Below are 3,469 nucleotides of genomic sequence, written 5' to 3'. Positions count from 1 at the left end.
AAACTCCTATTGGAGTTTTTTTTCATTGTAAAATTGAGGTTTATAAAGTTCAACATATTTAGTATATAATAATTATTATTATATACTAAATATGTTGAAAAATAATATTAAAAATATATAATCTTAGAGATAACATAACAATTAAAAGGGGGTACATATGAAGAAATCAGTAAATTTAGTTTCAGGAAATATAGTAAATACATTATTAAAGTTATCAATTCCAATACTAGGTACATCATTTATACAAATGGCGTATAATCTTGTCGATATGATGTGGGTAGGAAGAATTGGTAGTGATGCAGTTGCAGCTGTAGGAACAGCTGGTTTTTTTACTTGGTTTGGAAGTTCTCTTGTATTTATATCTAAAATAGGTACGGAAATAGGAGTATCTCAATCCATAGGAAAAGACGATATTAAGGAAAAAAATAAATTTATTTATAATGGTTTATTTATAAATATAATAACAGCAATAATATATATGTGTTTATTAATTATATTTAGAAAACAGTTAATAGGATTCTTTAAGCTAGGAGAAGCAAATATAATAAATATGTCCATAGAATATTTGGTAATAGTTTCTTTTGGAATGATATTTAGTTTCTTAAATCCATTATTTAGTGGTATTTTTAATGCTTCCGGTAGTAGCAAGATTCCATTTTTTATAAATACAGTTGGTTTGATTATTAATATAATATTTGATCCAATATTGATATTTGGATTATTGGGATTTCCAAGACTTGGAGTTATAGGAGCTGCATTGGCAACTGTAGGAGCTCAAGCAATAGTTACATTTATATTTATAATAGCATTTATAAGAAATGGATATAGTTTAACATTAAAAAATAAAAAGTATATAGATAAAAATAATATGAATAAGATATGTAAGTTAGGGATTCCAACTGCACTTCAAAATTGTATGTTTGCATTTTTTGCTATGATAATAGGTAGAATTATCTCAGCATGGGGTCCAACAGCAATTGCAGTTCAAAAAGTTGGTTCGCAAATAGAATCTATATCTTGGATGACTGCAGAAGGCTTTGCTACGGCATTAACTGCTTTTATTGGACAAAATTATGGAGCTAATAAGTGGGATAGAATCTTAAAGGGATATAAAGTAGCAATGAGTATGGCAATAATGGTAGGAATTTTTGCTACCATACTTCTAGTATTTTCAGGAGATAAAGTTTTCTCAGCATTTATACCAGAAGCAGGAATTGTTTCCAAAGGAGCTGTATATCTTAAGATTTTAGGATATTCTCAACTATTTATGTGCATAGAAATAACTACAGCAGGAGCTTTTTCAGGACTAGGTAATACATTAACTCCGTCTTGGGTAAGTATAATTTTTACAGGACTTAGAATACCATTAGCTATGTTATTAAGTAGCATTCCACTACTTGGAATAGATGGAGTTTGGTGGAGCATAAGTGGTACAAGCATAGTAAAAGGGATATTATTATTAGGGTTATTTATTTTATGGTAATATTACCAAAAGAAAAAAGTTTTCTCAAGTTGTTGACAATTAATAGAAACTATCATAAAATATTAATAAATTAATAAATAGATTTCCATTGATGAGGAAGAGTATCTATTTTGTAAGGTCAAAGAGAGCCGAAGGTGGTGTGATTTCGGTACTAAAACAAATAGTGAATGGGCCTCTGAGGAGTGATACGAAATTTTTATTAGAGTAGTTGATCCGTAAGTCCTACGATATAAGGAATAGGGTATGTTAGTACCTGATTAAAGAGGCCTTTTAAGGCAATTTAGGTGGCAACGCGGAGAATATCGTCCTATACATTTTTGTATAGGGCGTTTTTTATTTATATCAATAATTAAAGGAGCTGGTAATTATGTTGTGAACAAAAGGAGATTTAAAAAATATAAATTAAATTTATAAAAAAGGAGAATTTAATATGAATAGAAGTATGAATGTAAAAAAAATGACACTAAATGCAATATTAATAGCTATTGGAGCTCTATTACATCAAATTACACCAGCTTTAGGATTACCTATGCAACCAGATTTTGCATTAGCAATGATGTTTATAATTATAATAATAAATAAAGATTATAAGACTACATTAATTTCAAGTATCATACTAGGAATATTAACAGCAATTACTACAAAGTTTCCAGGTGGACAATTACCTAATATCATAGACAAGCTGTTAACAGCCAATATAATATACTTTATATTTAATTTAGTTGGTGAAAAGATATCAGATAATATAAAAATATTACTAGCTCTAAGCTTAGGAACTATATTAAGTGGATTAATATTTTTAGGATCGGCAAGTATATTAGTAGGTTTACCTGGGCCATTCATAAGTTTAATTGTTATTGTAGTAATTCCTGCAGCATTAATGAATATTTTATTAGGAATGATATTATATAAAGCAATTACTATAGCATTAAAAATAACTAATATAGTAGTTGATAAATAAAGTTTAGAGTTGCCTTACGGCAACTCTAAACTTTATTTTTTCATTATTTTATATACCTCAGGAGTATTTTCATCTATGGATTTAAAAATATATCCGTTATTCTTATAGTATTTAATTATCGAAGGAAGAGCTAAAGATGAATTTTTATTTATATAAGAACAATGCATTAGTACTATAACTTTATCATTATCTCCAGCTTTACATGCTTTTTTTATTATATTTTCAGGAGCTGAATTGGCATTAGCACCATCTCCACTATCTACAGTCCAGTCATATATCTTAAAATTATTTTCATGTAATTTTTCAACTAATTTATCTGTTAACCTATAAGATTTATTATTACAACCAAAAGGAAATCTTAAGATATTGTACTTTTCTCCTGTCACTTCAAATAAAGTTTCTTGGCCTTGAAGCATTTCTTGTAAAAAACTATCATCTTCACAGTAAAGTTTGTTTCTATTATGAGAAAAGCTGTGAAGACCTATACTGTGGCCCTCATTTTTCATTCTCAAAATAATATCTTCTTGTCCCTTAATTTGACAACCTATAACAAAAAATGTAGCAGGTACATTTTCTTTTTCTAATGTATCTAAGATTTGATTTGTAATCTTACCTCCTGGTCCATCATCAAAGGTTAGATAAACAACTTTTTCCTTTAAATCTTGGCTATCCTCTTTCGCTTTGACATTAGTTATAAAAGATAGCGAAAATATAGTAGTTAAAAAAAATAAAATCAAAAATTTTCTTTGAATTTTAAAACTCATATTATAAATCCTCCTAATAAATTAATACTAGTACTAGTATTCCTAAATTTTTATAATATATGTTTTAAATAATAATCTGCATAATTAAAATAATATAACGGTAATATGCTTATTTAAGTAAACTTTAAAAATTAAAATATATAGTTTTTAATTTTATACAAGTAAAAATATAGTTAATAAGTGGAATAATATGATAAAATAAATAATAATTAATGAGTACTATTAAAAAGAAGGCATTGGTGATGAATAGATGAAAAGAAA

The 3,469-nt window shown here is 27.0% G+C and carries 3 protein-coding genes and 1 other annotated feature; of the genes, 2 read left to right on the top strand and 1 reads right to left on the bottom strand.

Annotation, left to right across the window (positions count from 1 at the left end; all coding sequences use genetic code 11):
• The first annotated feature begins 157 nt into the window (after window positions 1-157).
• Together A500_RS14215 and A500_RS14210 are read left to right on the top strand one after the other, a co-directional pair.
• Complete coding sequence (locus A500_RS14215) at window positions 158-1,483, top strand: MATE family efflux transporter (RefSeq protein ID WP_016208262.1); 1,326 nt, start codon at window positions 158-160, stop codon at window positions 1,481-1,483.
• A 79-nt stretch (window positions 1,484-1,562) separates the two neighbouring features.
• Window positions 1,563-1,796, top strand: a binding site (T-box leader).
• 117 nt (window positions 1,797-1,913) lie between these two features.
• Window positions 1,914-2,444 (top strand): tryptophan transporter, encoded by a 531-nt coding sequence (locus tag A500_RS14210; RefSeq protein ID WP_016208261.1) that lies wholly within the window; start codon window positions 1,914-1,916, stop codon window positions 2,442-2,444.
• A 32-nt stretch (window positions 2,445-2,476) separates the two neighbouring features.
• Here the strand turns inward: A500_RS14210 and A500_RS14205 are convergent, their stop codons facing one another.
• Window positions 2,477-3,208 carry a polysaccharide deacetylase family protein gene (locus A500_RS14205; RefSeq protein ID WP_016208260.1) on the bottom strand — a complete coding sequence of 244 codons (732 nt, stop codon included), beginning with the start codon at window positions 3,206-3,208 and terminating at the stop codon, window positions 2,477-2,479.
• Window positions 3,209-3,469: the final 261 nt, after the last annotated feature.

The organism is Clostridium sartagoforme AAU1, assembly GCF_000401215.1.
Taxonomy (GTDB): Bacteria; Bacillota; Clostridia; order Clostridiales; family Clostridiaceae; genus Clostridium; species Clostridium sartagoforme.
Note: the sequence above shows the minus strand (reverse complement) of the source record. Positions and strands in the feature narration are given on the sequence as shown.

Bases quoted from the DNA above. Each gene is read 5' to 3' on its own strand.
- A500_RS14215 (WP_016208262.1), top strand. From the start codon at position 158: ATGAAGAAATCAGTAAATTTAGTTTCAGGAAATATAGTAAATACATTA.
- A500_RS14210 (WP_016208261.1), top strand. From the start codon at position 1,914: ATGAATAGAAGTATGAATGTAAAAAAAATGACACTAAATGCAATATTA.
- A500_RS14205 (WP_016208260.1), bottom strand. From the start codon at position 3,208: ATGAGTTTTAAAATTCAAAGAAAATTTTTGATTTTATTTTTTTTAACT.